This window comes from Stenotrophomonas sp. Nf1 (genome assembly GCF_003028475.1).
In the GTDB taxonomy this organism is placed as follows: Bacteria; Pseudomonadota; Gammaproteobacteria; order Xanthomonadales; family Xanthomonadaceae; genus Stenotrophomonas.
In genome coordinates this window covers 41,794-65,907 of record NZ_PYTV01000013.1, presented here as the reverse complement: position 1 = coordinate 65,907, position 24,114 = coordinate 41,794, and the positions used below count along the sequence as shown (strand labels likewise).

Below are 24,114 nucleotides of genomic sequence, written 5' to 3'. Positions count from 1 at the left end.
GACAGCGAAGAACGCCCGAATCGTGCTCCTGCCCAACGCACTCCGCGACTCCCATGTCTTCTGGCTGCTCGCATCATTGATCTGGCTGCTGCTTGTCTGCGCGCTCGTCCATGCAGGATTTCAACCCGATCACTGGCAGTTGCACCACACCGATTCCGGCACAGGGCCCTACCCCACCGGCTCAGTCATTACCTTCGCACTGATCATCGCTGTAGAGATCGTCGCGCTGGGCCTGATGCTACAGCCCTGGCGATTCCATCGCTTGTGGCTGCGCATGCTGATCGGCATCCTGCCGTGGTTTGGCTGGACCCTGCTGTGGGGCGCGTCGGCCATGCATCAATCGCCCGTGCGCGGCGTGCACATGCTCTGGTTGCTGGCCGCCAGCGTCATTCTGCTGCTGGCGCTGCTTGTGATCGTGCCGGTCTCCGCCTGCCCTCGGCTACGGCGTTGGCTCAACCGCTGACCGCGCCTGCTTCCGGAACTCCACCCGCACGTGCTGGCCGAAGCGCGCCTTGGCCTCGCCATCGAACTCGAGCACGCACTCCACCACCTTGGCTACGCCACGCCCGGCGTCTTCAGGCAGGCGCGCCTGCGCGAACACCGGGCTGATGCGCACCACGCGCGCCAGTGGCAGCGGGGTGGTGTTGCCGGCGCCATCGCTGTCTGGCACCACGGTGGCCTGCATGCCCACCTGCACCGCATCGGCGTAGGCGGCACTGAGTTCGGCGCGCACCTGCAGCGGGCGCGCCGGCAGCAGCGAGATCGCCGGCTTGCCGGCCTGCACGAAGGCACCGGGGCCCGGCACCTGGCCGACCACGGTGCCGGCCTCCGGCGCACTCAGCGACATCTGCTGCAGCTTCAGCCGGGCGTGCTCGAGTTTGTGCTGGGCCAGGTCGACCTGCGCAGCGGCCACGTCGGCATCGACGCGTACACCCGCCAGCTGCTGCCGGGCCGCGTCAGCCTGCTGGTTGGACGACACGCCTTCGCTGGCGCCGGTGGCCAGGCGGCTGGCGTTACGCTCCAGTTCGCGCATCTGTGCCTGGCTGCCCTTCAACCGGTCATTGGCCAAGGCCAGATCGGCGCTGGCCATCGCCACCTCCTGTTGCAGCAATGCACCATCCAGCGACAGCAGGAGCTGTCCCTTCTTCACCAGCGCCCCCTCCTTCACCGGCGCGGCGCTGATCGAGCCATCCAGCGGCGGCGCCAGTGCAATCAGCCCACCTTCGACGTCGATGATGCCGCGCGCGACCGCGACCTTCCCGGCCGCGCTGCCGGCCTTGCCTGCAGGCGTTGCCGCTGGGGTGGGGGAGTCCTTGGAGCAGGCGCCGAGCAGCAACGCTGCGGACAGGGCCAGGCTGAGCGAAAACAGGTGCGATGTTCTGATCATGGGGCGGACTCTACGGTTTCATTCTGGCGGCGATCGTCACGGACCATGCCGTCTTCCATGGCGATCACCCGATCGGCATGCCGGATCAGGCGTGGATCGTGGCTCACGCACAGCACAGTGGCGCCATGTGCACGCGCGTAGCGATGCAGGATGTCGATCACGCGTTGGCCATTCTCGGCGTCCAGCGCGCTGGTCGGTTCGTCGGCGAAGATCAACGTGGGCGATTTGGCGAACGCGCGCGCTACCGCCACCCGCTGCTTCTCACCGCCGGACAGCTGCGCCGGGCGCATATGGCTGCGATGGCCCAGGCCGACCTCTTCCAACGCTCTGCGCGCCAACGGTTCGCTATCGCGATTGCGCATTCCCCGGTAGCCCAAGGGCAGCTGCACCTGTTCCAGCGCGGTCAGCGCCGGGAACAGATTGAAGCCCTGGAACACGAACCCGACATGATGCAGCCGGAACCGCTCCACCTCGCTGCGGCTCATGTGCCCCACATCCTGGCCGAGCGCATGTACGCGACCACCATCGGGCGACGACAGGCCGGACAGCAGCGACAGCAGCGTGCTCTTGCCGCAGCCGGACGGTCCTGAGACCAGGGTCAGTTCACCGGGATAGATGTCCAGTGACAGGCCGCGCAGCACCGGCACCTGCACATCGCCGGACAGGAAGCCCTTCTCCAGTGCGTCGGCCTGCAGGGTTGGCGCAACGGCGCGTGTGGATGTCATCGGCCGGCCCTCAGCGCAACAGCAACGATGGATCGGAGCGGACGACACTGCGCACCGCCATGATGCTCGACAGCATGGCCATCACCGCGACCAGCGCCACGCAGCCGAGGATGACCATCGGCGTCAGCTGCACCGGCACGCGCTGGGTCTGCGCGATCAACAGCACCACGGTGCTGAACGCCGCCGCCAGCAACATGCCGACGCCACCAATCAGCAACGCCTGCTCGAACACCACCCGCGCCAGCGCATAGCGACCGGCACCGAGTGCATTGAGCGTGGCGTACTCGCGCACCGAACCGGCCACCACCGAAGCGAACGACTGGTTGGTGATCACCGCGCCAACGAAGCAGACGATGACCGCCATGAACAGCACCGCGATGCCAGCGCCGGTGTCGAACAACCAGTACTGCTGCGAGCGGCTGGCGAACTCGGGCGCCGTCCAGAACTCGACCGGTGTGGCCTGCCCCATCGAGGCGGTCAAGCGGTCGCGCACGCGATCGGCCAGCTCCGGCGAGCGCAAGCCCGCCACGAAATAGGTGCTGCCTTCATGCGGATCGGTGCCGGCAATGGCACGTGCGGTATCCAACGAGGCCAGCACGTTGACACCACCAAGACCCCGCAGACCGGGTTGTGCGGCGACCACACGCACCGCCTTGCCGTTGATCCAGGCACGGTTGTTCTGCAGGTCAACGCCCAGCGTATCCAGATCGGCACTGTCGACGATCACCGCGCCCGGCTCGCGCAGTTGTGCACGCAGGTCAGCCGGCAGGATGCGCGCGAACATCATCGCGTCGTCGGCGGTGGCGATGCCGGACAGGTACACCGATACATTGCCGGTGCCCGGCGCACTGGAGCGCCACTCGCCATCAACCCACTCGTAGGGTTCGACGCGGGTGACATCCGGGTCCATGCGCAGGTGGCTTTCCACATCGGCGCTGATGGCATGACCGTAGTTGACGCTCTGTGTCCCGGGAAAGCCGGCCCAGATATCGGCCGAGGAGGCTTTCACATAGATCGCGGCGGTACCGAAGATGCCCAGCACCAGCGCCGCCTGCACGATCAGCAGCACGCCGGCAAAGCACATCGCCATCACCACCGGCAGGAACCGGCGCCACTCATAGGCCAGGGTCTTGCGGGCCAGCGCGATCATTGCGACGCGTCCTCGGCCTCGACCGGCAGCGGCGCGCCACCGAGGGCGCGGTACAGCGAAGCAAACGCCAGCACGCGCGCACCCTGCGCCGCGATCAGATCGCCCTGCGAGGCCAGCGCGGCACGCTGCGTGTCGAGGCCCTCGAATTCGCTGGACAGGCCCAGCTGCACCTGCCGTGCCTGGCGCGTGACCTGCTGTCCGGCAGCATCATTGGCCGCACGCAGCGACTGGATGCTGCTGTCCTGTCGGGCCAGGCTGCCCAGTGCGCCTTCCACTTCGCTTACGCCTTCCAGCACCGCCTTGCGGTAGCCCAGCAACGCGGCGTCCAGCTGCTTGTCCTCGGCCTGGAAGCGCGCACGGCGCTGGCCCCAGTCCCACAGCGGTATATCGATGTAGGGACCGATCGAGGGGCTGGAATCAGAGTTGGAGCGCGCATTCTGGGTGAGGTTGTAGGCGTACAGGATCGAGCCGCCCAGACTGACCCGCGGGTACATCGCCGCGCGCGCGGTGCCCTTGTCGGCCGCAGCCTGCAGCACCGCCGATTCGGCCAGCAGGATCTGCGGGCGGTGCCGCAGCAGGTCCGCTGGCACCTGCTGCAACGCGAATGCACCGAGCTTCGGTGGCGTGCGGTACGCGCGCCACGCCGGGTCCGGGCCATCGCGGCCGAGCAACAGCGCCAGTGCACGCGCTGCGCTGTCTGCATTCTCACGCGCCTGCGCCGACGCCGCGCGCGTGGCCGCCTGGCGCGCCTGCAGGCGTTCCAGCTCGCCCGGCTCATCCAGGCGCAGGCGCTGCCGCACCCGGGCCAGCTGTTCGCCACGATCGTCCACGGCCTGCTGGCGGGCCAGCAGGTCCTGCTGCGCCTGTGCCACGGTCAGATCCAGATAGCTGCGCACCACATCGGCAATCACCGCCACCTGCGCCGCGCTGCGCAATGCTTCGGCATTGCCGGCCGAGGCCTGCGCCGCCAGATGCGCGCTTTCGGCAGCACCGAACAGGCCCAGGTCCCAGATCGCTTCAATACCGGCATGGAAATACGTATCGACGGCGGCGGCGTCCTGCACCTGCTTGGCGCTGGCCGAGATCTCCGGCAGGAAGCGCGAGTCGGCGGTGCCGGATACGATCCGCACCGCCTGCAGGCGCAGCGTGGCCTGCTGCAGGTCGAGGTTGCCGGCGATGGCCTGGTCGACCAGACCATCGAGTGCCGGGTCGGACAGTACCTTCCACCACTGCCGCGCATCCACCGCCACGCCCCTTCCCGGTGGTGGCTGGGTCCAGGCGCTCGGTGTACGGTCAGGCAGGTCTGGGACGGGCACCGACATGCAACCGGCCAGCGCCAGACTGGCCAGCAGTGCAGCCGGACGCAGCGCCCCCCGCAAGGTAAGTCCGCGCCCGGTCCTGTGCACTGCCACTGGAGTGATACGCCTGACCACCAGCCCGCCAACGTGTTAAGGGAGCACGCAGGCTACCGTGCGATTGTGGAGCGAACATGGAGAAATGGTCCGAAAAAGGTCACAGCACGCGTGCGGTTCAGGCAGCGCGACCCCAGTCTTTCACTCCGCTTTCAATGCGTTCCCGGCACGGAACACTGGACGACTTTCACAGCGTATTGCACATTGCGGCATCGTCCTGTCTCATGCGGCCTGCCTGTGAATCGTCCCCGCCGCTGGCGAGTGGCTGCCTTGATCACCACACTGATTGTCGCCGCACTCGCAGTCGCGTTGAGCACCCCACTGGCCTCGAACGCCGTTCTGCTCCTGATGGAGCGCAGCAACTTCATTCCCGGTGAATCTTCGATCTTCACGTTCGAGCCGTACGCGATCAACGACGGCTCATCGAACTACTGGCTGTATGGGAAGGATCGAAAATACTACTACCACTTCACCTCCGAGGAAGACGTCCCCTACGTCTACATCCCGCTGGAGAACAGCTGCCCCGGCTTCGACCCCCAGGACGCCAGCACCTGGTGCAGCGCCCAGGCCGTCAAGGCACGCTGACGGAGCGATGGTGCACCGGCTGTGGCAAACGAAAAACGCCCCCTTGCGGGAGCGTTCTTCTTGAATCTGGAGCGGGAAACGAGACTCGAACTCGCGACCTCAACCTTGGCAAGGTTGCGCTCTACCAACTGAGCTATTCCCGCAGATTCCGTTCGACCTGCGTCGAAGGAGCGCTATTGTGTCGATATTGCTGCACGGCGTCAACAGGAAATTTCACCTGCATGGCCGGGCAGCGTTCAGGCACCGGGGGCGCGCTTCCTTGCCTTGGGCGGAAGGCCTGTAGACCACTGACCGGCGGGAGGGACCGTGTTGTCAGGCCACCACGATGCGCAGTGGATCGGCCGAGGCCAGGATCTCCGCGCGCTCACCCGTGGGCGGATAGATCCATTCGGTATTGATGCGGGTCTTGAGCGCCTTGGCCTCGGCACCGTACAACACCACCTGGCGGTCCCAACCCTCGGTGTAGACCGCGCCCCACGACCCCAGGTCCAGGCAGGTCACGTACTTGGGCTGTGCATACGGAATCATCGTTTCATCGATCAGGTCGGCCGCAGCGTTGTGGCCGGCCGAGCGCCCCAGGTTCATCGCGTGCTGGCAGGACATCATCGCCACGTTGCCCTCGTCATCGGTTGCGGCATGTGCGCAGTCGCCCGTGGCAAACACCGCATCCACGCCCGGCACCTTGAGATGGCGGTCCACATGCAGCCGGCCGACGGCGTCGCGCTGCCCCGGAATCTGCGCGGTCAACGCACTGGCGCGTGCACCGGCCGTCCAGACCACAGTGGCGGCGTCGATGCGTTCTCCGTTTTCGAGCGTCACACCCTCCGCATCCACGCGAGCGACGCCCGAGCCCAGACGCCAGGACACACCCAGTTCCTTGAGCGCCTGCGTGATGACCGGGCGCGGGCCTTCACCCAGCTCCGGGCCCAGCGCATCGGCGCGCTCGACCATGATGACGTCGACTGCGGCATCGGCACCGAGCGCTTCGCGCAGGCGCGCCGGCATTTCCGCTGCGGTTTCGATACCGGTGAAGCCCGCGCCCGCGATCACCACCGTATTGCGCGCCGCGCTTGGCGTCCGAGCGGCAAGACCCTCCACATGCGCCTGCAGGCGCGCTGCATCGGCAATCTGGTCGACGTTGAAGGCATGCTCCTGCAAGCCGGGAATGGACGGGCAGTTCAGACGACTACCGGCGGCCAGTACCAGGCGGTCGTAGTGCAGCGTCTGCGCGCCGGCATCCGCACCCGCACCGACCACCTGTACCTGTTGCGTGGCCACGTCGATGTGCTCAACGCGCCCGGCCAGGTAGCGCACACCGCCCGCATCGAAGATGGCCTGCAGCGGCGCCTTCATGCGCTCCGGTCCTTTCTCGTACAGGCGTGGCCGCACGTGCAGCTCCGGCGACGGCGCAACCAGCACGATCTCCACATCACGGCGCGCGGCCTGGTCGAGAAGACGGGCGGCGGCGAGCGCGCTCCACATGCCGGCAAAGCCGGCGCCGATGACAAGAATGCGTTGGGACACGGAGGAAGTCCTTCTGGGAATCGGGGGTTCGGGCGCCCAGGTGCGCGGAGGGCATGGGCGGAGGTGACGTGCCGGGCTGGCGCAGCACATAACGCGGATCATATGAGTCCGCGTTATGTGGCGCAAGCACCGGAAATCGACGGCGTTCAAGCATGGGACGTCCAGTCGGGCACGCCTGGCCTGCCACAACGTCAATGAAATCAACGCCCTGCAACAGGCGCCGCCGGCTTGCGACCGGTAACTCAGGCCCCTATAGTCCGCGTTATATTCTTCTGGACCGGTCCCATGGCCCACATCGGAACGGGCGTCGAGTACGCCCTGCACTGCCTGCTCTGGCTGGTCCCGCCGCTGGAGCAGCGGCCAAGCAGCCGCGACCTGGCCGAACTGCAGGGCGTGCCTGCGGCCTTCATGGCCAAGATCTTCCCCAAGCTGGAGAAGGCGGGCATCGTCGAGTCCACCGGCGGCATCCGCGGCGGCTACCAGTTGGCGCGTGCACCTGAAGACATCAGCGTGCTGGATGTGGTCGATGCCGTTGAGGGGCAGAAGGCGCTGTTTGACTGCCAGGAAATCCGCGGGCGCTGTGCACTGTTCGATGGCGCCCCACCCCGCTGGGCCAACCGCGGGGTGTGCGGCATCCACGCGGTGATGATCAATGCGCAGAAGGCCATGCGTGCGGAACTGGCGCGTTCCAGCCTGGCCTCGATCGCCGAGGGCGTTCAGGGCAAAGGGCGCCCGGCGAGCTTCGCGGGTGATGTGCAGGCGTGGTTTGCCGACCGCCAGGTCGCGCGGGAAGAAGCGCGCATCACCGGCATGCGTTCGCGCGCATCGGTGCAGGATGATGATTGATCTGCACCGGAGGGCTGGCATCGTTCCAAAGGCTGGTGGGTTCTTCCGCGCTGCTCAGACACCTTCCCTTGCATCAGCTTTGAACATGGGCGTTTGCTGTGCCTTTTCTGACTATTTGCATAGACCCTTTCGATCCAGTGCAGCAAGGTACGACAATCCATTCGCGATGAGCGCACCGCCAAAAGGTCGAGCAGACGCTGATTCGGGCTTTTGAGCCAGCAGGGTTCATTGGTCAGCAAGACGTCTGGATTACAGAAGATGGTCGCCGGCCACTGCATGAGGAATGAGATGATCAGGCTTGAGGACATTGCCAAGGATCTTGGTGAAACATTCCCTCATCGCAAAGTCTGCCTTGAACTCAAGGATGTTCCCCAGAATGTCGCATTGCCCAGAAGCTGGGAAAATTTCGGTCTCAGACCTGAAATGGCCCCGGTCTTTCCTGATGGCTGGAATTCATTCTCCAATGAGTTCCCATCAACAGTTGCACTGCTCAACGACTGTCTGCTGGGCACCGTGCTGCTGCTAGGCGATGAAGTTGAGCTGGCGTACATCTTTCACGACGGAAACGGCCTCTACTACTACGTAGGCGGAACGCCCATCGGAAGCGAATCCACAGAGACCTTTGAATTCAAGCATCTACCCAGCAGACTGCAGGACTTCTACCGCGAAGTGCACGACGGTTACACCTTCTTTCCTGCGCGCTCCATGGGCCCGCAACACCTTGGCGACCAGTCAAGGGTCTCCGAGCTGGCCGATGAGGCAGACGACTCTTTTGCGGCAGGGTGGATCACCGTGTTCTCGAACGGTGGCGGAGACTATGTCGCAGTGAACGCCGACAGCCATGGTGATTCAGATGGCCTGATCTGGTGGCATGAGAATCCTGCAACTCCGGAATTCGACATTGATGTATTCAGAGCCATGGATGCATGGATGAACACCTTTCTGGAGGACACCAAGCCCCGAGAGCAACTGGTTGGCAAACCCAGTTGACTGCCCCCCTGCTTTCATTGGCTGCAAGACGAGCCAAGGGTCAAGTCTGGCGGGCGATGGTGGATGTTGGTAGCCACCACATCGAGCATCTTTCAGACCCTGGCCGAAGCCGTCTATAGCCGCCTTGGAGGACCACAACGAAAAAACGCCCCCTTTCGGGAGCGTTTTTCTTGAATCTGGAGCGGGAAACGAGACTCGAACTCGCGACCTCAACCTTGGCAAGGTTGCGCTCTACCAACTGAGCTATTCCCGCTTGGGAGGCGAAATTCTACCTGTTCCAAGGATGGCGTCAAGCGCTTTTTCAGGGTCTGCGCGGTACCTGGCACTTCGTATCCACGCATGGCGTGGATCTACTCCAACGCCCACGCACATCAGTAGATCCACGCCATGCGTGGATGGAGCGCGCCATGATCCGGTAGATCCACGCCATGCGTGGATGGAGGCATCGACGGGGTCGGATCCCGTTCCTGCGGAAACGGCTCCGACCCCAGCATCGCTCAGCCGTTGCCCAGCTTCTTCTGCCGCGAACGCTCGCGCGCGGCGCGCTCATCTTCGCGCAGGCTCGGCCAGGCGGCGTGCAGGTACTGCAGGCCCGACCACAGGGTCAGCACCGCGGCAATGGCCAGCGTCCAATCACCGATGTGGAATACCGGCCAGCCCATCCAGATATCTTCCACCGGCACGTTCGGCGCCACCGAGTACAGCAGGCACAGCAGTGCGACCATCTGTGCGGTGGTCTTGATCTTGCCGATCATCGCCACCCGCACCTTGGCGCGCTGGCCCAGCTCGGCCATCCATTCGCGCAGCGCAGACACCGCAATCTCGCGGCCGACGATCACCGCCGCCCAGAACGCCATCCAAGGTGTCGGGTGGCCCTGCACTATCAGGAACAGCGCCACCGCCACCATCAGCTTGTCCGCAACCGGATCGAGGAAAGCGCCAAAGGCCGACTCCAGCTGGTAGCGGCGGGCGATCCAGCCATCGAGCCAGTCGGTGATCGCGGCCAGGCCGAAGATCGCCGCCGAAGCGAAGTTGGTCCAGGTGTAGGGCAGGTAGAACACCAGCACCAGCACCGGGATCATCACGATCCGCAACAACGTGAGCCAGGTGGGCAGGGTCAACTTCATGCTTGCGTGCTTCTCTCTCTACTCGGCCGCATCGGGCGTGGCCAACCCGTGCAGGTTAGCGTAGATACGCGCCGCAAGGGCGTCATTGATGCCTTCCACCTTGGCGATTTCCGCCTCGCCGGCGGCCTTGAGGCCGACCAGACCGCCGAAATGCTTGAGCAGGCTGGCACGGCGACGCGGGCCGATGCCGGGGATGTCCTCCAGCTTGCTGGTCATCCGGGCCTTCTGGCGACGGCCGCGGTGGCCGGTGATCGCGAACCGGTGTGCCTCGTCGCGCACCTGCTGGATGAACTGCAGCGCCGGATTGGCGGCCCCCGGGCGCAACTCACGGCCATCAGGCATCACCAGCGCTTCGTGGCCGGCGCGGCGCTCCACGCCCTTGGCCACGCCCACCAGCAGCACGCCTTCCACGCCCAGGTCGGCCAGCGCCGACTGGGCCTGGGCCAGCTGGCCGGCACCGCCGTCGATCAGCAGCACATCCGGCAGCACGCCCTGCTCTTCCACCGCACGGCGGAAGCGGCGGTCGATGGCCTGGCGCATGGCGGCATAGTCATCGCCCGGCTCGATGCCGCTGATGTTGAAGCGGCGATACTGCGCGCGCACCGGCCCGGCCGCGTCGAACACCACGCACGAGGCCACGGTGGCTTCGCCCAGCGTATGGCTGATATCGAAGCATTCCACCCGCTTGACCGGCTCGGCCAGCCCCAGCATGTCGCGCAACGCATCGCTGCGCGCGTGCTGGGCATTGCGGCTGTTGAGTTCCGTGGCCAGCGTCAACTGCGCGTTGCGGCTGGCCAGTTCCACGTAGCCGGCCCGCTCGCCGCGCACGTTCCACTTCAGCTGCACCTTGCGCTCGGCCGAGGCCGACAGCGCCGCTACCAGCAGGTCGGCATCGGGAATCTCGCGGTCCAGCAGGATCTCGCGCGGCGGCTCGAACTCAATGTAGTACTGCGAGACGAACGCGGCCAGCACTTCCTCCGCGCTGTCCTCGCCATTGGTGCGCGGAAAGAACGGACGGGTGCCGAGGTTGCGGCCGTCGCGGAACGCCAGCAGCAGCACGCAGGCCTGCGAGCCCTGCATGGCCACCGCCAGCACGTCCAGATCGGCGGCGCGGCCATCCACATACTGGCGGGTCTGCATGCTGCGCAACGAGGAAATCAGATCGCGCAGGCGCGCGGCCTGCTCGAACTCCAGCGCCTCGCTGGCGGCCTGCATCTGCTCACCCAGCTCGCGGGTCAGCTCATCACTCTTGCCTTCCAGGAACAGTACGGCGCGTCGCACCGATTCGGCGTACTCGGCCGGCGCCACCAGTTCCACGCAGGGCGCGCTGCAGCGGCCGATCTGGTACTGCAGGCACGGCCGCGAACGGTTGCGGAACACGCTGTCCTCGCAACTGCGCAGCTTGAACAGCTTGTGCATCAGGTTGAGCGTCTCGCGCACTGCGGTGACGCCCGGGTACGGCCCGAAATAGCGCCCGGGAATGGCACGCGGGCCGCGATGCAGGGCGATGCGCGGCCAGTCTTCGCGGGTCAGCAGCACATGCGGATAGGTCTTGTCGTCGCGCAGCGAGACGTTGTAGCGCGGCGACAGCGACTTGATCAGCTGGTTCTCCAGCAGCAGCGCCTCGGCTTCCGAGCGCGTCACGGTCACGTCCATGCGCGCGATCTGCGAGATCATCGACATGATCCGCGCATTCTTCGGGCTGCCGTTGAAGTAGCTGCCCACACGGTTGCGCAGTGCGCGCGCCTTGCCGACATACAGCAGGGTGTCGTCGGCGGCGTACATCCGGTACACACCGGGCGCCGTGCTCAAATGGGCCGCGAAGGCCTTGCCGTCGAAGGCCGGGGCGGAAGCGTCGGTCATTCGCTGATCGGTACTTCGCTGAGCACGCCGCTGTCGGGGTCGAACCGCAGTACGGCATGCGCATCGGTCTCGGCGATCCACACCGCGCCCGCACCCACTGCCAGGCCCGCCGGGCCGTGCAGCCGGCGCGGCAATGGCTGGGTGGTCAGTTCACCGCCGCCCAGGCGCAACGTGCGCAGATGGCCGTTGCCGGTATCGGCGATCCAGAGCAGGGGCGCCTCGGGGCTCAGCGCGATCGCCTGCGGGAACTGCAGGCTGGCCTGCGCGCGCGGGCCATCCTCATGGCCAAAGCGCCAGGCTCCCTGGCCGACCAGGGTCTGCACCAGATCACCGCGCAGCTGCAGCGCGCGGATCGACGAGCCCAGCGCATCGGCCACGTACAGCACCTGCTGCACCACGGCCAACGCGGTCGGCTGGGCGAAGGCGGCCAGGTGGCCACTGCCGTCACGCTCATCGATCGACCCACTGCCGGCGCGCCACTGCAGGCTGCGCTGGCCCAGATGGAAACTCCAGATGCGGTTGTCGCCAGCCATGGCGATGTGCAGCTGGTTATCGGCAATGGCCAGGCCGGTCGGATGGTCCAGCGAGACCTGCCGCGCCTGCGCGACCGGCCCTTCCACCGGCGCACCCGGGCGACCGTTGCCGCACAACGTGTCAACGATACCGGTCAGCAGGTTGATACGGCGTACGGCATGGTTGCCGGTGTCGGCCACGTACAGCGAATCGCGTTCCAGCACCAGCGCCTGCGGACGGTGGAACGCCGCCTCGGCCAGGTTGCCGTCCATGAAATCGGCGGTACCGAGGCCGAACTGGCGCAGGATGCGCCCGCCATGGCTGCATTCCAGGATGCGGTGATGGCCACTGTCGGCGATGTACAGCCGTTCGGTGCTCACTGCCAGGCCGAGCGGGAAGCGCAGCGGATGGCGCGGCTCCGGATGCAGTTCGCTGCCGCCACGGGGCGGCGCCAGAGGCGCGCCCTGGCACAGCGCGTTCAAGGCGCGCTCCAGGTCCCCGGGGGCGCCCTGCCCGACCAGCCGCTGCTGTTCGCGGCCCTGTGCATCCAGCAGCACCAGCGTCGGCCACGCGGTGATGCCGAAGCGGCGCCAGCCGTCCCAGTCGGTATCAAGCAGTACCGGCATCGACAACCCCTGCCGGCGCAGCAGTTTCAGTGCGGCATCGGCCTCGCGCTCGAAATCGAAGCGCGGCACCTGCAGCACCAGCGGCTGCAGCTTGCCGGGGTGTCGCGACAACCATTGGCCGAACTCGGCCAGGCGCTGCGCGCTCCACGCGGAGGCGGCATTGACGAACAACAAGGCCACCGGCCGACCGCGCAGTTCGGTCAGCGTGCAGGGCGCGGCATTGAGCCAGGCGGCAAACTCGGGCAGGTCCGGGACGGGCTGGACGTTCATGACCCGATTATGCCGGAGTCGGCGTCATGCAACAGTCGTGCCACCGCACGTTTTGCAGCTTCGTCCACCAGCGTCCAGACCTGTTCGAACTGCTCGCTGCCCCCGGTGTAGGGGTCCGGGATCGCGCCCGCTCCCTGCCCGCCCGACCACGGCAGATACAGCGCCAGGCGCTCGCGCTGGCCGGCCGACGCCAGGCGACCGGCATCACGCAGGTTGGCCTCGTCGGCACACAGGATCCAGTCGAACCGGTCGAAATCGCCGGCCTGCAACTGGCGTGCACGCAGCCCGCCGATATCCACACCATGACCGGCCGCGCAGGCGATCGCGCGCCGATCCGGCGGCTCACCCACGTGCCAGTCACCGGTGCCGGCCGAATCGACCTGTACCCGCCCGGCCAGCGGCGAGGCGTCCAGGCGGGCGCGCAACGCGCCTTCGGCCATCGGCGAACGGCAGATGTTGCCGAGGCAGACGACCAGCAGTCTCATCGTGCGGCCAGCGCCTGCAACAGCGCCTCGGCGCGCTCCAGGTCTTCGGGCGTGTCGATGCCCGGCGGGAACGGCTCGGGCGAGATCGCCACGCTGATCGGATAACCGGCCTCCAGCACGCGCAACTGCTCCAGCGATTCGACCTGTTCAAGCTGCCCTGGCGGCATGGCGGCAAACTGCTGCAGGAAACCGGCACGGTAGCCGTAGATGCCGATGTGGCGCAGCCAGGCATGGCCTTCCGGCAGCGCCTCACGACTGCGCGCGAAGCCATCGCGGTGCCAGGCGATCGGGGCGCGGCTGAAGTACATCGCTTCGTTGCGCACGTTGCGCACCAGCTTGACCACGTTCGGGTCGAACAGCGTAGGCGCGTCCTCGACGGTGGTGGCCAGGGTCGACATCGGCGCAGTGCCGTTGACCAGTGCCTCGGCCACGGCGCGGATGCCCGCCGCTGGCGCGAACGGTTCGTCACCCTGCAGGTTGACCACCACGGTGTCATCGGCCCAGCCGGCAGTACGCGCGCATTCGGCCAGGCGGTCAGTGCCGGACGCGTGCGACGCAGCGGTCATCGCCACCTTCACTTCGGCCAGCCCGGACAGCGCATCGGCAATGCGCTGATCGTCGGTGGCCACCCACACCTCGCCGGCACCGGCCTGCAGTGCGCGGCGCGCCACGTGCAGCACCAGCGGCTCACCGCCCAGCAGACGCAACGGTTTTCCCGGCAACCGCGAAGCGGCATAGCGGGCCGGGATGGCGACAACGAAATCGGTCATGCGGGCGGTACTCGGCAGGCTCGTTACAACGGGAATGCGGCCGGCGGCGTGTGAATGCAAGCGCCGCCGCGCCACTCAGTTGGGTCGCAGCTTGTCCAGGCGATCGGTCAGCGCCACCCAGAACGCGGCGGGCAGCTCAGCGCGCAGTGGCACCGCGTAGTGCCAATCGTTGCCGAACGCACGGCATTTCACCGCATCCTTCTCGGTCATCAGTACCGGCAGCTGGCTGCCAAAGGACAGATCCTGCGGCTGGTAGGCCTGGTGGTCGGCGAAGGCATGCGGCACCACGCCGATGCCACGCGCACGCAGCATGTCGAAGAAGCGCTGTGGATGCGCGATACCGGCCACTGCATGCACGCGCTGGCCCTTGAAGTACGACAGCGGGCGCGCGCGACCGCCGGCCAGCGGCTGCGCACTGTCGATCTGCAACGCCATCGGCCACTGCCCGAAACCGCAAGCCTGAGCCGCGCTTTCCGCCTCGGCCTGGCCGAGATTGACCACGCGGAAGTCGCATTCGCTGGCGCGGCTGACCGGTTCACGCAGCGGCCCGGCCGGAATCATCAGGCCATTGCCATAGCGGCGCTGCGCATCGACAACTTCGATCTCGATATCGCGCGCCAAGCGGTAGTGCTGCAGGCCGTCATCACAGACGATCACATCACAGCCGGCCTCGACCAGCGCCCTGCCAGCGGCCACCCGGTCGCGGTCCACGCGTACCGGCACGCCGGTCTTCCAGGCGATCAGCACCGGCTCGTCGCCGCCCTTGGCGGTCGGCGTATCGGCCTGCACCCACAGCGGTGTGTCGGCGTCTTCGCGGCCGTAGCCACGACTGGCCACACCCGGTTTCCAGCCGGCCGCACGCAGGCGTTCAACCAGGGCGATGGTCAGCGGTGTCTTGCCGGTCCCCCCTGCGGTGATGTTGCCGACCACGATGACCGGTACCGGCAATGCGTGGCGCTTGCGCCAGCCGCGCCGGTAGGCACGCCGGCGCAGCGCGGTGACGCCGGCATACAGCGGTGCCAGCAGACGCATCGCCCACGGAACCGGCGTGCCGTCATACCAGTACGGCGGGGTCTGGGTACCCTTGCCTGCCATCAGTCCTGCCTTTCGCGGAACTGCATGCTGTGCAGGTGCTGGTACAGCCCCCCCATCTCGAGCAGCTCGCGGTGGGTGCCGCGTTCGACGATGCGGCCGTGGTCCATCACCAGCACCTGGTCGGCATGTTCGATGGTCGACAGGCGGTGGGCGATGACCAGCGTGGTGCGTTCCGGCATCAGGCGCTGCAACGCATCCTGCACCAGCCGCTCGGACTCGTTGTCCAGCGCCGCCGTGGCTTCATCGAGGATCAGGATCGGGGCATCACGCAGGATCGCGCGGGCGATCGCCAGGCGCTGACGCTGGCCGCCGGACAGCAGCGCACCGTTTTCGCCGACCGGGGTCTGCAGCTGCTGCGGCATGCGTGCGATGAATTCCCACGCATTGGCCGCTTCGGCCGCGGCGCGGATCTGTGCGTCGGTCGCTTCCATGCCATAGGCGATGTTGGCGGCGATGGTGTCGTCAAACAGCATCACCTTCTGCCCGACGATCGCCACCTGCCGGCGCAGATCGGCCAGCGGGTAATCGTCCAGGGCCACGCCGTCGAGGGTGATGACACCGCCACTGGGCTCATAGAAGCGCGGCACCAGCCGGATCAGGCTGGTCTTGCCGCTGCCGGAGCGGCCGACGATGGCCGTGACGGTGCCCGGCCTGGCGACGAAGCTGATGTCGTCCAGGGCGATGCCGCTGTCTTCGCGGTAGCGCAGCATGACGTGGTCGAATGCAAGCTCACCCCGCACGCGCTGCACCGTCGTGCGGCCCTCGTCGCGCTCCACCGGCATGTCGAGGATGCCGAACAGGCGCTCGGCGGCAGCCACACCGCGCGAGATCGAGGTCTGCACGCTGGTCAAACGGCGCAGCGACGGAATGATGGCCATCATCGAGGTCATCAGACCCATGAACTGGCCCGCGTTGAGCTTGCCAGCCAGCGCTTCGCGGGTGGACACCCAGACGATCACCGCCAGCGCCAGTGCGGCCAGGAACTGCACCACGCTGGAGGCGGCGGCGCGGGTGACTTCCACCTTCATGTTCAGCGCCAGCATGCGGTTGGCCAGGCGCGAGTAGCGCGAGATCTCGTGCTGCTGGGTGCCGTGCACCTTCACTTCCTGCTGTGCCGCCAGCGACTGCTCGGCGGTCTGCGCCATCGTGCCCATGCCATCCTGGATGCCACGGCTGATGCGGCGGTAGCGCTTGCCCACATAGGACACGATGCCACCGATCAGCGGCACCACCAGCAGCATCGCCAGGGTGACCTTCACGCTCATCTGCAGCATCACCGCCAGCATCGCGATGATGGTCAGGGTATCGGCCACCACGGTCTTGAGCGCATCGGCGCTGGCCTGGGTGACCTGTTCGGTATCGAAGTTCAGGCGGCTGACCATCACCGGCGTCGCTTCGGTATCGAAGTGCGACGACGGCAGGTGCAGGTACTTCTGCAGCACCTGCTCGCGCAGGTCGCGCACCACGCTGCGGCCGGTCTTGGCCAGCGTGTAGTCGCTGACCCAGGTGGCCACGCTGCGCATCAGGAACAGGCCCAGGATCGTCAGCGGCAGGATCACCGCCATGCGCGGTTCGGGGTTGACGAAACCGCGGTTGACCAGCGGCTCCATCAGCTTGGTGAAGTGATAGCCGGCCAGGGCCTCGACCACCATGGCAATGACCGCACCCACCATGAACACCCAGTAGGTGCGGGTGTAGCCCAGCAGACGTTTGTAGATCGGCCACACCGGCGCGTGATGGGAACTCATGGACGCACCTCTGGCGCAGTTGCAATGGCGATACGACGGAAACCGAGCTGACCGAGCGCGTCCTGCGCGGTCACCACAGCCTGGTAGGGAGTGCGTGCATCGGCGCGCAGCAGCACCGGCTGGCTGCGATCACTGCCGGCGACGGCGGCGATGGTCTGCTTGACCGACTCGACGTCGCTGCGCAGCACTTCCTGGTCATTGATGAAATAGCGGCCCTCGGCGTTGATCAGCACGCTGAGCGAACGCGGCGGTTCGTTGTTGGGCTGCTGGCTGGCGGTCGGCAGTTGCACCTGCAGCGTCGAACGCGCGTCGAAGGTGGTGGTGACCACGAAGAAGATGATCAGCACCAGGATCACATCGATCAGCGGAACCAGATCGATATGCGGATCATCCTGGGATCGGTCGTTGCCGATACGCATCGATCAGGCCTTGGCCGTGGCGGGGCTGGCCGCACGTGCTGCCGGCGCGGCGTTCATCACGCCGGGGCGGCCGTCGAGCGTGTCCAGCAGCGCGCTGGCTTCCTGTTCCATCTCCACCACATAGCCATGGATGCGGCCCTTGAAATAGCGATGGAACATCAGCGCCGGAATGGCCACGATCATGCCGGTAGCGGTGCACACCAGCGCCTTGCCGATGCCGCCGGCCAGCTGGTTCACGTCGCCCACACCATGGTCGAGGATGCCCAGGAACATCTGGATCATGCCGATCACGGTGCCGAGCAGGCCCAGCAGCGGGCCGGCCGAGGCGATGGTGCCCAGCGCATTGAGAAAGCGCTCCATGCGGTGCACCAGATGGCGGCCGGTGTCCTCGATCCGCTCGCGGATCTGGTCACGCGGACGGTTGCGCGCTTCCAGCGCGGCCGCCAGCAGCGCGCCCAGCGGCGAGTTGGCGCGCAGGGTCTGCAGGTGCGCCGGGTCGAGCTTGCCGCGCGCGGCCCAGTTGCGCACTTCCTGGCCGAGGCCCGGCGGCAGCACCTCGGTCCGCCGCAGGGACCAGAAACGCTCCAGGATGATCGCCAAAGCCAGTACGCCCAACAGCAGCAGCGGCACCATCGGCCAGCCACCGGCCTTGACCAGTTCCCACACGTTTCAACCCTCCGGCCCAACGGCCGCTTGTTCGATCGGCGATAGGATAGCAGCCGACCGTGCCCGCCCAGCGGCATCCCACCACCGGGACGCGTGGATACGCTGTTCACGCAGCTGCAGCCCCTGTGCGCCAAGCCATACGCGGATCGCTCCGGACTCGGCGGTGGTCACCACCTCGGCCCCCTGCGCCCGCCAGCGCCGCACCACCTCCGGCCGCGGGTGGCCGAAGCGGTTCTGGTGCCCGGCCGAGACCAGCGCCAGCCGTGGCGCCACCGCCGCCACCCACGATGCGCTGGAACTGCCCCCACTGCCGTGATGGGGGACCAGCACCACATCCGCACGCAACTGCTGCGAAGAGGTTGCCAACAGCGTCGTTTCGGCAACCCGGCCGATGTCGCCGGGCAGCAGCACCACGCCATGGGCGCCCGCCACGCGCAGCACGCAGCTGCGCTCGTTCACGGGCTGCCGGCTGCCGGCCGCGGGATGCAGTACCTGGAAGTCGACGCCATCCCAGTGCCAGCGCAGGCCTGTCTGGCAGGGCCGGGCCCCGGCGATGGCGCTGCCGTCGGGCGCCAGCAGCGCCAGCCCCGGATGCTGCCGGCGCACAGCGGGCAGATTGCCGGTGTGATCCTGGTGGTCATGGCTGAGCACCGCCTGCTGCGGCATGGCTTGGCCCAGCGCACGCAGCGCCGGCACCAGGGTGCGTTCACTGCTGTCGCCCCCGGCCGGTGGTCCGACGTCATACCAGAGCGCATGCCGCGCCGTGCGCAGCAGCACCGCCGTGCCCTGGCCGACGTCATGCACCAGCAGTTCGAGCTCGCCCTGCCGCGGCCCTTCATGTGCCGGCCACAGAAGCGGCAGGCACAGCAACGCGCCCGCCAGGCCACCGCCTGCGCCGCGCGGCAGCAACCACCAGAAAACACCCAGCAGCGCCGCCGGTACCGCCCATGCGGGTGCCTCGGCCAGCCACCACATCGCCTGCGGATGGACCGCAAGCGGCTGCAGCGCTCGCCAGCTGAGGTCGAACAGCCACGCCGCAGCCCGCCATGCCCAGCGCCCCGTGCCCTCATGCAACGCCTGCAGGCCGGCACCCAGCAACGACAGCGGTACCACCAGCAGGCTCCACCAGGGAATGATCGGCAGATTGACCAGGGGGCCCAGCCGCGCGGTGCCGCCAAACAGCGCGATGCCCAACGGCAGCAGCCCCAGGCTGGCCACCCCCTGCGCGGCAAGCAGGCCGTGCAGCCGTTCGCGCAACCCCTGCGGTGACGCCTGCGGCAGGCACCACAACAGCCACAGCACCCCGCCGAAGCTGAGCCAGAAGCCGGCCGACAGCACCGACAGGGGCGACGGCAGCAGCAGCGCCAACGCCGCCAGCGACACCCCGTGCGCCACACCGAGCGGGCGCCGGCTGCCGCGCGCCAACGCGAGCAGGCCGATCATCACCGCCGTACGCACCGTAGGCAGCGCGCCGCCAGCCAGCACCGCGTAACCGGCAGCGGCCACCGCCGCCGCGCCGGCCGCCGCCTGTTATCGGGGCCAATGGCGGCCCAGCTGCGGGCAGAGCCACCACAGCAGCCGGCACAGCAGCACACCCAGCCCCGCGACCACGCCGACGTGGAATCCGGAAATGGCGATCAGATGGGTCAGGCCGAGCGCGCGGAGCTGCTCCCAGTCGGCATCGGACAATCCTCGCGTATCGCCCAGCGCCAGCGCCTGCACGAAGCGCGCGCCGGGGCTGACCACCTGGGCGGCGATCGCGGCGCTGCTGCGCTCGCGCCAGGCTGGCAGGCCAAACGCGGGTTGCAGCTCGCGTGCGCCAGCCGGGTCGCGCACCGTGGCAGTGCCGGCGATGGCCTGCAGCAGCGCATGGCGCTCGCCATCGAATCCGCCGGGATTGATCCTCGAGCGTGGAGGCCGCACCCGCAATGCCAGCTGCCAGCGCGCGCCTGCCTGCAGCTGCTGGCGTCCACCGCGGTGGCCTGCGGTCGTGCCCCGCCATGGATCATTCCAGCTGACCTGCAGGCGCTTGCCCCGCAACAACGGCAGACGGTCGTCATCGTCCACGCGCAGCAGGAAACGGGTCTGGCTGGAGCGATGCTGCGGCAGGTCGATGATCCGCCCACGAACCACGACATCCTGCGCCGATGCGCCCGGCGCAAGCTGTTGCTGCAATGCCCAGTGCCCGTGCAGCGCGGTCCAGGCCAGGCCGAACAGCGCAGCCGCCGGCACCCGTCCTCGCCAGCGCAGGATCCAGCCGCACAGCGCGCCCACCGCCACCACGGCACACAGCCACAGTGGCGGCAGTGCCGGCAGCTGCACGCAGGCCAGCGCGCCCAGCACCAGGCCGGCGGCGCAGCCGCCCCCCAACACCGTTGCACCGGATCGATCGACAGCCATGGCCGCAGCCTGCGGCTGCGGGCCGTCGCCTGCCTATCAGCGGTTACCGCGTTCCGAGGTCAGCGCCGAACGCTGCCGCGGTGGAAGTTGACCCGGAAACTGGCACCGCCGCCGGCGGCTTCGCCGACACTCACCGAGCCGCCGTGATGCTGCACGATTTCCTTGACCAGATGCAGGCCCAGGCCGCTGCCGCTGCCGGCCGCGCGCAAACGGTGGAACGGCTCGAAAATCGCCTCGCGGTCTCCCACCGGAATGCCCGCGCCCTGGTCACTGACCTCCAGCAGCGCGCGCGTATCCAACCGCACGCAGATGATGCCGCGGCCACCGCCGTGGACGATCGCGTTGTGCACCAGGTTGGCGATCACCCGCCCCAGGGCCAGGCCATCGCCATGGATCCAGACCGGCACGTCCGGCGCATCGACCTCGAACCCGTAGCCGGCACCCACCACCAGAGGCGCCAGATCGGCGGCCGCCTCACGCACCAGCAGCGCAAGGTCGAGCCGCTGCAGTGCGCCCACGTTGCGATCCAGCCGCTGCAGGTCGAGCAGGTGCTCGGCAACGTTGCCCAGCCGCGCCACGTCGGTCAGCAACTGCGACTTCAGCTCGCCCTGTGGCAGCTGCGACAGGCGCGCCTGCACCACCGCGATCGGGACACGCAGTTCATGCGCCGCATCGGCGAGGAACTTGTCACGCGCCGCGTAGCCCTGCTGCACCTTGTCGATCGCATCATTGAACGCTTCCACCAGTGGCGCCACTTCGGTGGACACCAGCTGCGCATCCAGGCGTGCGCCCGGTTGGCCGATATCCAGCTCCTTGGCCTGCTGCGCGGAACGGCGCACGCCACGCATGGCGCGATGGATCACCGTCGGCATCACCAGCAGCGTGACCACGATCAGCGGCAGGAAGAACCACAGACCGATCAACCGCAGCACCATCAGCGCGCCATCGAGCAGGCCGCCCTTCGGCGCGCCGCCCACCATCACCGTGATACGGCGCCCCTCCTCGTTGCGGATCATCACCCGCGCCACATCCAGATAGGGCGGTACCAGTGAACCGAGCTCGGTGGCGCCCAGCGTCGGCAAGCGGGCCAGCAACGGCGCGTGCACTGCCGGCAGGGTGCCGCGCTCGAGCCAGACACCCTTGTCATCGACCGCAGCGAACCACAGGTTGCCGCCGGCCTGCGCATCGAGGGTGTTCCAGCGCGCCTCGTCCAGCACCAACCGGCCGTCTTCGCTGTGCACCGCCTTGGCCACCGCCTCGGCCATGAACATGTCCATGCCCCAGGTGTCCTTGTCACCCCAGGTCAGGATCAGCGCAACCACCGCAAACAACACGGTGAACGCCTGCGCAAGGAACAGGCGCCAGGCCAGGCCCAGGGTGATGGAACGGATCGGACGGGCCATCTCAGGCCTCCGCCAGCAGATAGCCGACGCCCCGGATCACGTGGATCTCCACGCCGGCACCGGCCTGTTGCAGTGCCTTGCGCAATTTGGAGATATGCGCGTCGAGCGCGTTGGACTGGATCTCATCATCGAAGCCGTACACCGCCGCCTCCAGCGCACTGCGGGTGACCGTGCGCCCCTGCCGCATCGCCAGCGCCTGCAGCACCAGCACCTGCCGGCGTGGCAACGGCAATGGCTGGCCTTCGACCCGCGCCTGCAACGATTCGAAGTCGAATTCCATGCGCCCCAGCCGCAGGCTGGGCGTGACCATCGCCGAGGGACGCCGCGACACCGCGCGGATGCGCGCCATCAGTTCTTCGATCGCCACCGGCTTGACGAGGTAGTCATCGGCGCCGACGTCCAGGCCCTCCACCTTGTCCGACAGCGTGCCCTTGGCGGTCAGCATGATCACGGCCAGGTTCGGCCGCAGCGCACGGGCTGTGGCAACGAAGCCGGCACCATCACCATCGGGCAGCTGGCGGTCGAGCAGCATCAGCTGGTGCACCGGCTCGCGCAGCGCGAGGGCCGCTTCAGCCAGGCTGGCGACCACGTCGGCGACCACGCCCTGCCGCTCCAGGCCCGATTGCAGGGCACGGGACAGATCGGGATCGTCTTCGACCAGGAGGATACGCATGAGGGGCTCGGCTACCGGAAACGGTGCCGATCATAGTGCCTGCCGCCGTAATTTTGCGCCGATTGCAGCCGGCCTCGCTGGCGCAATGTTCTGACAATGTTGCGCCTGCACCATGCACAGCCATCCCCGCACAGTGGTCGCCCACGGACAAGGACACCCCCATGGCCTCCGTCTCCCCCACCAGCGAAGCGCAGGCAATCCTGCGTGCACCCGACCTGGACAGCGCCGAGCGTGCCTACCTGGGCCTGATGCCCGATCTTGAACACGTGAATGCGCTTGCCCGCCGCGCCCTGGGCCTGTCGCGCGCCGCCGATGCGGCACGCGGCTACGCGCTGTCGATGACCCTGGTTGGCCTGCGCCTGCAGGAGCTGGAGATGGGCGAGGCCAGCGCGAAGGAACACCGCCAGGCCACCCTGCACAGCCTGCGCCAGGCCTTCAGCGCCTGACCCAGCAGACACCCCGCGGCGCGGGGCGTTGAACGCAGGCGACCGTCGTCAGCGCAGCGTGCTCCAGGCCAGCACCGCCGACAACAGTGCCACCCAGATCACGGCCTTGAACGTGCCTTGCAGCATGTTGCCGCCGAACAGCAGTTCGAACAGCGGGTTGGGCCTGGAAACCGGAACGTGATCGCTCATGCAGCTGCTCCTTGTGATGACCGCGATTGCGCGGTAGCGGCAAGTCTACGCCTGCCCGGCCCGGATTCATCGCCACCTGGCTGGCTTTGGCGGCGCAATCCCGCTGTTCGTCGCAGACCGGCTGCGACCCCGGCGGCGGCGTGCCAGCCTGCGTGCACTTTCCCGCTGGAGCACCGTGCCATGCCGATGCTTGCCCTGATGCTGCTGTTCACCGGCCTGTTCGGCGACCACGGCGGGCCCGCCGAAGTGGCAGTGCGTCAACAGATCCAACTCAACGAGACGGCCAGCGCGACGCCACAGCGTGATGACACCGCGTCCGCGCTGCAGCTCTTTCCGCTGCGCGAGGACCGGGTACTGCGACTTGGATGCCAGGGGCGCACGAATGGACCGGCCGAGCGCGCCTATGTGGCGCAGCTGTGGCAGCGTGTGGATGGTCAGTGGCGGATGCAGCGCGCGGTCAGCGTGGATGCCACGATCTGGCAGCACTGAATCAACACGCCTTGTAGTTGCCTGGAACGTTCCGCCCGAGCAGCATCAATCTGCTACTTGCGCTGCCTTTTCCCCAGCAAGGACGCAACACAGAAGGCGCCTCCCGCCAGGAGCCATGCCAGGCCCATCACCCTGTTGTAACCCGCCTGCCCCACCAGAGACAGGATCGACCTGTACAACCCACAACTGGCGCCACACGGCCCGACCCCAACCAGCGCACCATTCATGACAGCGACTCCGAAGGCGATGGTGAGCAGACCGACGGCAACACCAAAGATTCTAAGCAGTGCAATCATCGGCTACCGCTCCGGCA

23 protein-coding genes, 2 tRNA genes and 1 pseudogene are annotated in these 24,114 nt (G+C 67.4%); 6 read left to right on the top strand and 20 right to left on the bottom strand.

Annotation, left to right across the window (positions count from 1 at the left end; translation table 11 throughout):
- Positions 1 to 22 precede the first annotated feature (22 nt).
- Positions 23 to 463, top strand: a complete 441-nt coding sequence (locus tag C9412_RS19205; protein WP_258190364.1) for a hypothetical protein — start codon at positions 23 to 25, stop codon at positions 461 to 463.
- On the opposite strand, the gene C9412_RS19200 is transcribed toward C9412_RS19205, so the two are convergent.
- Genes C9412_RS19200 through C9412_RS19185 form a run of 4 tightly spaced genes read right to left on the bottom strand, consistent with a single transcriptional unit; the run spans position 440 to position 4,584 of the window.
- Positions 440 to 1,387, bottom strand: coding sequence for an HlyD family efflux transporter periplasmic adaptor subunit (locus C9412_RS19200; protein WP_107233068.1), 948 nt, complete (start codon positions 1,385 to 1,387; stop codon positions 440 to 442). The genes C9412_RS19205 and C9412_RS19200 overlap by 24 nt on opposite strands.
- Positions 1,384 to 2,112: an ABC transporter ATP-binding protein gene (locus tag C9412_RS19195; protein ID WP_107233067.1), complete on the bottom strand. Its 729-nt coding sequence runs from the start codon at positions 2,110 to 2,112 to the stop codon at positions 1,384 to 1,386. Before C9412_RS19195 ends, C9412_RS19200 begins: the two co-directional genes overlap by 4 nt.
- Positions 2,113 to 2,122: 10 nt before the next feature.
- Positions 2,123 to 3,262: an ABC transporter permease gene (locus C9412_RS19190; RefSeq protein ID WP_107233066.1), complete on the bottom strand. Its 1,140-nt coding sequence runs from the start codon at positions 3,260 to 3,262 to the stop codon at positions 2,123 to 2,125.
- Entirely contained in the window at positions 3,259 to 4,584 is a 1,326-nt protein-coding gene (locus tag C9412_RS19185) for a TolC family protein (protein ID WP_107233118.1), read from the bottom strand. The genes C9412_RS19190 and C9412_RS19185 overlap by 4 nt, the downstream gene beginning before the upstream one ends.
- Before the next feature lie 360 nt (positions 4,585 to 4,944).
- On the opposite strand from C9412_RS19185, the gene C9412_RS19180 reads away from it, so the two are divergent.
- Entirely contained in the window at positions 4,945 to 5,259 is a 315-nt protein-coding gene (locus C9412_RS19180) for a hypothetical protein (protein WP_258190363.1), read from the top strand.
- A 67-nt stretch (positions 5,260 to 5,326) separates the two neighbouring features.
- On the opposite strand, the gene C9412_RS19175 is transcribed toward C9412_RS19180, so the two are convergent.
- Together C9412_RS19175 and C9412_RS19170 are read right to left on the bottom strand one after the other, a co-directional pair.
- Positions 5,327 to 5,402, bottom strand: a tRNA-Gly gene (locus tag C9412_RS19175).
- 169 nt (positions 5,403 to 5,571) lie between these two features.
- Entirely contained in the window at positions 5,572 to 6,783 is a 1,212-nt protein-coding gene (locus C9412_RS19170) for an NAD(P)/FAD-dependent oxidoreductase (protein ID WP_107233065.1), read from the bottom strand.
- A gap of 285 nt (positions 6,784 to 7,068) precedes the next feature.
- On the opposite strand from C9412_RS19170, the gene C9412_RS19165 reads away from it, so the two are divergent.
- Complete coding sequence (locus C9412_RS19165) at positions 7,069 to 7,629, top strand: Rrf2 family transcriptional regulator (RefSeq protein WP_107233064.1); 561 nt, start codon at positions 7,069 to 7,071, stop codon at positions 7,627 to 7,629.
- 258 nt (positions 7,630 to 7,887) lie between these two features.
- Entirely contained in the window at positions 7,888 to 8,619 is a 732-nt protein-coding gene (locus C9412_RS19160) for a hypothetical protein (RefSeq protein ID WP_107233063.1), read from the top strand.
- 177 nt (positions 8,620 to 8,796) lie between these two features.
- On the opposite strand, the gene C9412_RS19155 is transcribed toward C9412_RS19160, so the two are convergent.
- From C9412_RS19155 to C9412_RS19095, 13 genes and pseudogenes are all read right to left on the bottom strand, one after another.
- A tRNA-Gly gene (locus C9412_RS19155) sits at positions 8,797 to 8,872 on the bottom strand.
- A 244-nt stretch (positions 8,873 to 9,116) separates the two neighbouring features.
- Positions 9,117 to 9,746: a CDP-diacylglycerol--glycerol-3-phosphate 3-phosphatidyltransferase gene (gene pgsA / locus C9412_RS19150; RefSeq protein WP_107233062.1), complete on the bottom strand. Its 630-nt coding sequence runs from the start codon at positions 9,744 to 9,746 to the stop codon at positions 9,117 to 9,119.
- Between the two features lie 18 nt (positions 9,747 to 9,764).
- Positions 9,765 to 11,609 (bottom strand): excinuclease ABC subunit UvrC, encoded by a 1,845-nt coding sequence (gene uvrC, locus C9412_RS19145; protein ID WP_107233061.1) that lies wholly within the window; start codon positions 11,607 to 11,609, stop codon positions 9,765 to 9,767.
- Positions 11,606 to 13,018: a hypothetical protein gene (locus tag C9412_RS19140; protein ID WP_107233060.1), complete on the bottom strand. Its 1,413-nt coding sequence runs from the start codon at positions 13,016 to 13,018 to the stop codon at positions 11,606 to 11,608. Before C9412_RS19140 ends, uvrC begins: the two co-directional genes overlap by 4 nt.
- The gene (locus C9412_RS19135; RefSeq protein ID WP_107233059.1) at positions 13,015 to 13,503 is read right to left on the bottom strand and encodes a low molecular weight protein-tyrosine-phosphatase; all 489 of its coding nucleotides are present in this window, start codon (positions 13,501 to 13,503) and stop codon (positions 13,015 to 13,017) included. The genes C9412_RS19140 and C9412_RS19135 overlap by 4 nt, the downstream gene beginning before the upstream one ends.
- A complete protein-coding gene (gene kdsB, locus C9412_RS19130) occupies positions 13,500 to 14,273 on the bottom strand; it encodes a 3-deoxy-manno-octulosonate cytidylyltransferase (RefSeq protein ID WP_107233058.1) in 774 nt (257 codons plus the stop codon). The genes C9412_RS19135 and kdsB overlap by 4 nt, the downstream gene beginning before the upstream one ends.
- Positions 14,274 to 14,348: 75 nt before the next feature.
- The gene (lpxK, locus tag C9412_RS19125) at positions 14,349 to 15,368 is read right to left on the bottom strand and encodes a tetraacyldisaccharide 4'-kinase (protein WP_107233057.1); all 1,020 of its coding nucleotides are present in this window, start codon (positions 15,366 to 15,368) and stop codon (positions 14,349 to 14,351) included.
- Positions 15,368 to 17,116: a lipid A export permease/ATP-binding protein MsbA gene (gene msbA / locus C9412_RS19120; RefSeq protein WP_107233056.1), complete on the bottom strand. Its 1,749-nt coding sequence runs from the start codon at positions 17,114 to 17,116 to the stop codon at positions 15,368 to 15,370. The genes lpxK and msbA overlap by 1 nt, the downstream gene beginning before the upstream one ends.
- Positions 17,113 to 17,535, bottom strand: coding sequence for a biopolymer transporter ExbD (locus tag C9412_RS19115; RefSeq protein ID WP_107233055.1), 423 nt, complete (start codon positions 17,533 to 17,535; stop codon positions 17,113 to 17,115). The genes msbA and C9412_RS19115 overlap by 4 nt, the downstream gene beginning before the upstream one ends.
- A 3-nt stretch (positions 17,536 to 17,538) precedes the next feature.
- Positions 17,539 to 18,201 (bottom strand): MotA/TolQ/ExbB proton channel family protein, encoded by a 663-nt coding sequence (locus C9412_RS19110; protein ID WP_057495839.1) that lies wholly within the window; start codon positions 18,199 to 18,201, stop codon positions 17,539 to 17,541.
- Positions 18,202 to 18,204: 3 nt separating this feature from the next.
- Positions 18,205 to 20,601: pseudogene (locus C9412_RS19105) on the bottom strand (DNA internalization-related competence protein ComEC/Rec2).
- Between the two features lie 59 nt (positions 20,602 to 20,660).
- A complete protein-coding gene (locus tag C9412_RS19100; RefSeq protein ID WP_107233054.1) occupies positions 20,661 to 22,004 on the bottom strand; it encodes a HAMP domain-containing sensor histidine kinase in 1,344 nt (447 codons plus the stop codon).
- A 1-nt stretch (position 22,005) separates the two neighbouring features.
- Entirely contained in the window at positions 22,006 to 22,677 is a 672-nt protein-coding gene (locus tag C9412_RS19095; protein WP_107233053.1) for a response regulator transcription factor, read from the bottom strand.
- A 161-nt stretch (positions 22,678 to 22,838) separates the two neighbouring features.
- Here C9412_RS19095 and C9412_RS19090 point away from each other — a divergent pair, with 161 nt between their 5' ends.
- Complete coding sequence (locus tag C9412_RS19090) at positions 22,839 to 23,123, top strand: hypothetical protein (RefSeq protein ID WP_107233052.1); 285 nt, start codon at positions 22,839 to 22,841, stop codon at positions 23,121 to 23,123.
- Between the two features lie 48 nt (positions 23,124 to 23,171).
- On the opposite strand, the gene C9412_RS20750 is transcribed toward C9412_RS19090, so the two are convergent.
- On the bottom strand, positions 23,172 to 23,312 hold the full coding sequence (locus tag C9412_RS20750) for a hypothetical protein (protein ID WP_181358754.1): 141 nt from the start codon (positions 23,310 to 23,312) through the stop codon (positions 23,172 to 23,174).
- A gap of 180 nt (positions 23,313 to 23,492) precedes the next feature.
- Between C9412_RS20750 and C9412_RS19085 the strand changes: the two genes are divergently transcribed.
- Complete coding sequence (locus C9412_RS19085) at positions 23,493 to 23,801, top strand: hypothetical protein (protein WP_107233051.1); 309 nt, start codon at positions 23,493 to 23,495, stop codon at positions 23,799 to 23,801.
- Positions 23,802 to 24,114: the final 313 nt, after the last annotated feature.

Excerpts from the sequence above, each read along its gene's own strand:
- C9412_RS19200 (WP_107233068.1), bottom strand. The coding sequence starts at position 1,387 with ATGATCAGAACATCGCACCTGTTTTCGCTCAGCCTGGCCCTGTCCGCA.
- C9412_RS19195 (WP_107233067.1), bottom strand. The coding sequence starts at position 2,112 with ATGACATCCACACGCGCCGTTGCGCCAACCCTGCAGGCCGACGCACTG.
- C9412_RS19190 (WP_107233066.1), bottom strand. The coding sequence starts at position 3,262 with ATGATCGCGCTGGCCCGCAAGACCCTGGCCTATGAGTGGCGCCGGTTC.
- C9412_RS19185 (WP_107233118.1), bottom strand. The coding sequence starts at position 4,584 with ATGTCGGTGCCCGTCCCAGACCTGCCTGACCGTACACCGAGCGCCTGG.
- C9412_RS19165 (WP_107233064.1), top strand. The coding sequence starts at position 7,069 with ATGGCCCACATCGGAACGGGCGTCGAGTACGCCCTGCACTGCCTGCTC.
- C9412_RS19160 (WP_107233063.1), top strand. The coding sequence starts at position 7,888 with ATGGTCGCCGGCCACTGCATGAGGAATGAGATGATCAGGCTTGAGGAC.
- pgsA (WP_107233062.1), bottom strand. The coding sequence starts at position 9,746 with ATGAAGTTGACCCTGCCCACCTGGCTCACGTTGTTGCGGATCGTGATG.
- uvrC (WP_107233061.1), bottom strand. The coding sequence starts at position 11,609 with ATGACCGACGCTTCCGCCCCGGCCTTCGACGGCAAGGCCTTCGCGGCC.
- C9412_RS19140 (WP_107233060.1), bottom strand. The coding sequence starts at position 13,018 with ATGAACGTCCAGCCCGTCCCGGACCTGCCCGAGTTTGCCGCCTGGCTC.
- C9412_RS19135 (WP_107233059.1), bottom strand. The coding sequence starts at position 13,503 with ATGAGACTGCTGGTCGTCTGCCTCGGCAACATCTGCCGTTCGCCGATG.
- kdsB (WP_107233058.1), bottom strand. The coding sequence starts at position 14,273 with ATGACCGATTTCGTTGTCGCCATCCCGGCCCGCTATGCCGCTTCGCGG.
- lpxK (WP_107233057.1), bottom strand. The coding sequence starts at position 15,368 with ATGGCAGGCAAGGGTACCCAGACCCCGCCGTACTGGTATGACGGCACG.
- msbA (WP_107233056.1), bottom strand. The coding sequence starts at position 17,116 with ATGAGTTCCCATCACGCGCCGGTGTGGCCGATCTACAAACGTCTGCTG.
- C9412_RS19115 (WP_107233055.1), bottom strand. The coding sequence starts at position 17,535 with ATGCGTATCGGCAACGACCGATCCCAGGATGATCCGCATATCGATCTG.
- C9412_RS19100 (WP_107233054.1), bottom strand. The coding sequence starts at position 22,004 with ATGGCCCGTCCGATCCGTTCCATCACCCTGGGCCTGGCCTGGCGCCTG.
- C9412_RS19095 (WP_107233053.1), bottom strand. The coding sequence starts at position 22,677 with ATGCGTATCCTCCTGGTCGAAGACGATCCCGATCTGTCCCGTGCCCTG.
- C9412_RS19090 (WP_107233052.1), top strand. The coding sequence starts at position 22,839 with ATGGCCTCCGTCTCCCCCACCAGCGAAGCGCAGGCAATCCTGCGTGCA.
- C9412_RS20750 (WP_181358754.1), bottom strand. The coding sequence starts at position 23,312 with ATGAGCGATCACGTTCCGGTTTCCAGGCCCAACCCGCTGTTCGAACTG.
- C9412_RS19085 (WP_107233051.1), top strand. The coding sequence starts at position 23,493 with ATGCCGATGCTTGCCCTGATGCTGCTGTTCACCGGCCTGTTCGGCGAC.